A 3,903-nucleotide genomic window follows, 5' to 3' on the forward strand; every position below is an offset into this window, starting at 1 on the left:
CCGACATCCTGTCCCGCAACCGGGCGGCGCTGGCCCAGACGGTCGACGAACTGGCTCCCTTCGTGAGGGTGTTCACCAACACCCTCGGCAACGGCCGCTGGTTCGACAGCTTCGTCAACGACCTCGTCCCGACGATCGTCGGCGGCGCCATCTGCACCGCGGCCACGACGCCGGTGACCGGTTGCAACCCGACCTCTGGAGGTCAGCCGTGAGCGGGGCCTGGCAGCGCGGCATCGCGCTGGCCGCGAGCCTGGTGCTGATCGCCGCGCTCGGCTGGACGATCCTCAAGCCGGCCGGGGAGTACCGGGTCACCGCCTTCTTCCCGGAGACCGTCGGCCTGTACCCGGGCTCGGACGTGCGGGTGCTCGGCATCCCGATCGGCACGATCACCGACATCGTGCCGCTCGGCGACAAGGTGCGGGTGGAGATGAGCATCGACGAGGACTACGACGTCCCGGCCGACGCCGACGCGATCGTCCTGGCGCCGTCGCTGGTGTCCGACCGCTACGTCCAGTTCTCGCCGGTCTACGACGGCGGACCGACCATGGAGGACGGCGCGGAGATCCCCCTCGACCGCACGGCGATCCCGGTGGAGCTCGACGCGGTCTACGGGGCGCTCGACGAGCTGTCGGAGGCGCTCGGCCCCAACGGTGCCAACGCGAACGGTGCGCTGTCGGACCTCGTCGACGTCGGTGCCGCGAACCTCGAGGGCAACGGCGAGGCGCTCAACCGGACGCTGACCGGCTTCTCGCAGGCGGTCCAGACGCTCTCGGAGAACCGGGACGACCTGTTCAGCTCGCTGGACAACCTGCAGACCTTCACGACGGCGCTGGCGACCATCGACGCGCAGGTCGGTCAGTTCAACGACAACATGGCCGCGGTCAGCCAGCTCCTCGCCGACGAGCGGCAGGACCTGCAGGAGGCGGTCTCCCTGCTCACCGACGCGCTGGCCGACGTCGCGGACTTCGTGCGGGACAACACGTCGCTGCTGACCACGAACGTCGACCGGCTCGCCGACGTGACCCTCGTGCTGGTGCAGCAGCGGGCCAAGCTGGCCGAGGTGCTCGACGTGGCGCCGGCCGCGCTGAGCAACCTGGCGCGCGCCTACAACCCCGACTTCGGGACGCTCGACACGCGCGACAACGGGCTCGGCTCCCTCAACGCCGAGATCGTCGTCTGCGGGGCGCTCGCCCAGGTCGGCCGGGTGGACCTGGCGACGGACCTCCCGCTGCCGCTCCCGGTGCCCGACCCGACGGCACCCCTGCGCACCGCCACCGAGCAGATCTGCGCCCGGCTGCTCTCCGGTGACGCCAACGCGGACGGGAGCCCCGACGACCTGAACAACAACGACATCCCCGACTACGAGGAGCTGCGCCGGGCACTGCTCGGCGGCGGCGGCGGCGGCGGTGGTGGCGGTGGCGGTTCGCTGCCCGGACTCCCGACGGTGGTGGCCCCGTGACGCGCCGGAACCAGAAGCTGACCGCGGCCGCAGCGGGCGTGGTGCTGCTCGGTGGCTGCGGCTTCCAGGGCGCCTCGTCGCTGAGCCTGCCTGGAGGCGCCGACGTCGGCGACGACCCCTACACGCTCCAGGTCGAGTTCCTGGACGTGCTCGACCTCGTGCCGCAGTCCGGCGTCCGGGTCGCCGACGTGCCGGTCGGCCGGGTCGAGGTGATCGAGCTCGACGACGAGGACTGGACCGCGGTCGTGACCATCACGGTCAACCGCGACGTCGAGCTGCCCGCCAACGCGGTGGCGGCGATCCAGCAGTCCTCGCTCCTCGGCGAGAAGTACGTCGAGCTGGCCCCGCCGGGCAACGAGGAGCCGCGCGGGACCCTGGACGACGGGGCTCGGATCGGCCTCGACCGCACCAACCGGAACGTCGAGGTCGAGGAGCTTCTCGGGGCCCTCTCGCTGGTCCTCAACGGTGGCGGTCTCGCGCAGCTGCAGACCATCAACCGCGAGCTCGGCGACGCCCTCGAGGGCCGGGAGGCCGAGATCAAGGACACGCTCGACCAGCTCGACACCTTCATCGGCGGACTGGACGCGCAGAAGGAGGAGATCAACCGGGCGCTGGACCGCACCAACGAGCTGGCCGCCACGCTCGCCGCCCGCACGGCGACGATCGAGGACGCGCTCGACACGATCGGTCCCGGCCTCGATGTCATCAACCAGCAGCGCGACCTGCTTGTCTCGATGCTCGAGGGCCTGGCCCGCCTCGGCGACGTCGGCACCCGCATCATCAACCAGTCGGCGGCCAACACCATCGAGGACCTCCGGCTCCTGCAGCCGATCCTCACCCAGCTTGCGGCGGCGGGACCGAACCTCGCCGGCTCGCTGGAGCTGCTGCTCACCTATCCGTTCCCGGACAGTTCGCTGACGGCCCTGAACTACCGCGACGCGCAGTCCGGCGGGGTCGCCCTGTTCACCAACATGACGGCCACGGTCGACCTCGACCTGACCCACCTGCTCTGCCGGTACGTCATCGACCAGGCGGGTGCCCTCATCGAGCTGCCGCTGCAGGACGCGATCACCCAGGGCAAGTGCGGCGTCGACGGCGGCAGCGGCGGGTCCGGGGCCACGACCACCGGCTCCGGTGGGCCGTCGACGACGACGTCGTCCCCGGGCGGCCCGTCTGTCCTCAGCGACATCGAGGGGCAGATCGTGGAGCAGATCCCGGGCGCCGGGCAGGCGACCGCCCGCCTCGGCCTCCCGTCGATCGGAGGGGTGGCGCCGTGATCCCCCGGAGCACCAAGCTCAAGCTGCTGGCGTTCGCCACCCTGGCGGTGCTCGGCATGGCCTACCTGGGCTTCAAGTACGTCGGTCTCGACCGCGCCCTGCTCGGCGGCGGGTACGAGGTGGCCGCGGACTTCGAGGACTCCGGCGGCATCTTCGTCAACGCCGAGGTGACCTACCGCGGCATCGAGGTCGGCCGGGTCACCGACATGCAACTGGTGGACGACGGCGTGCGGGTGACCCTCCGGATCGACCCCGACGCCGATCCGATCCCGGCCGACACCGACGCGGTCGTCGCCACCCGCAGCGCGGTGGGGGAGCAGTACGTCATCCTCCGGCCGACCGGCGAGGGAGAGCCCTACCTGGACGACGGCGCAGTCATCCCGATGGACCGCACGAGCATCCCCGTACCGGTGGAGCAGATGCTGCTCAACCTCGACGAGTTCGTGGGGTCGATCGACCAGGAGAACCTGCGGATCGTGATCGAGGAGCTGGGCCGGGCGTTCGAGGGGTCCGGCGACGACCTCGGCCGGCTGATCGACAACGGCGACCTGCTCCTCGCCCGCGCCGAGCAGTCCCTGCCACAGACGCTCCGGCTGATCACCGACGGCCAGACCGTGCTCGAGACGCAGAACGCGAGCCGCACGGCGATCCGGGAGTGGGCCTTGGACCTGCGGACGTTCACCGACACCCTCGTCGACATGGACCCCGACCTGCGCAGCATCGTGGTCAACGCTCCGGACGCCGGGGAGGCCCTGCAGGGCCTCGTCGAGGACGCCGGCCCGGGCCTGGGCTCGCTGATCCGCAACCTCGACATCCTCAACGAGGTGCAGATCCCGCGGCTGGACGGCATCCGGCAGATGCTGGTCACCTACCCCGACGCCGTCACCGGCGGCTTCACCGTGGTCCGGCGGGACGAGGACGGCGTGCTGCGCTCGCACTTCGGTTTCGTGCTCAACGCCGGTGACCCGCACTCGTGCACCACGGGCTACGTCCCGAGCTCGAGCACGCCGAGCCAGGGCGCGGTCGAGAACGTCGACACCGACGCCGTCGAGTGCCGCGTCGTGAACGGCGTCGACCCGAACGCCGGTGACGGCTACGACGAGAACGGCTCCAACATCCGCGGCGAGCAGAACATCGGCCGGGACGGCGGGCAGGGTGCCGCCGGGC

General features: G+C 71.2%; 3 protein-coding genes and 1 pseudogene. All 4 read left to right on the forward strand.

Going from position 1 to position 3,903, the window contains the following annotated elements:
- Positions 1-212 (forward strand): annotated as a pseudogene (locus E4P40_RS26820) (ABC transporter substrate-binding protein); the annotation flags it as partial.
- On the forward strand, positions 209-1,459 hold the full coding sequence (locus E4P40_RS26825) for an MCE family protein (RefSeq protein WP_135161348.1): 1,251 nt from the start codon (positions 209-211) through the stop codon (positions 1,457-1,459). The pseudogene E4P40_RS26820 and the gene E4P40_RS26825, both read left to right, overlap by 4 nt.
- On the forward strand, positions 1,456-2,736 hold the full coding sequence (locus tag E4P40_RS26830; RefSeq protein WP_135161349.1) for an MCE family protein: 1,281 nt from the start codon (positions 1,456-1,458) through the stop codon (positions 2,734-2,736). Before E4P40_RS26825 ends, E4P40_RS26830 begins: the two co-directional genes overlap by 4 nt.
- On the forward strand, positions 2,733-3,903 hold a 1,171-nt coding region (locus tag E4P40_RS26835; RefSeq protein ID WP_135161350.1), incomplete at its 3' end, for an MlaD family protein. The genes E4P40_RS26830 and E4P40_RS26835, both read left to right, overlap by 4 nt.

The sequence above is a fragment of the Blastococcus sp. CT_GayMR20 genome (genome assembly GCF_004570345.1).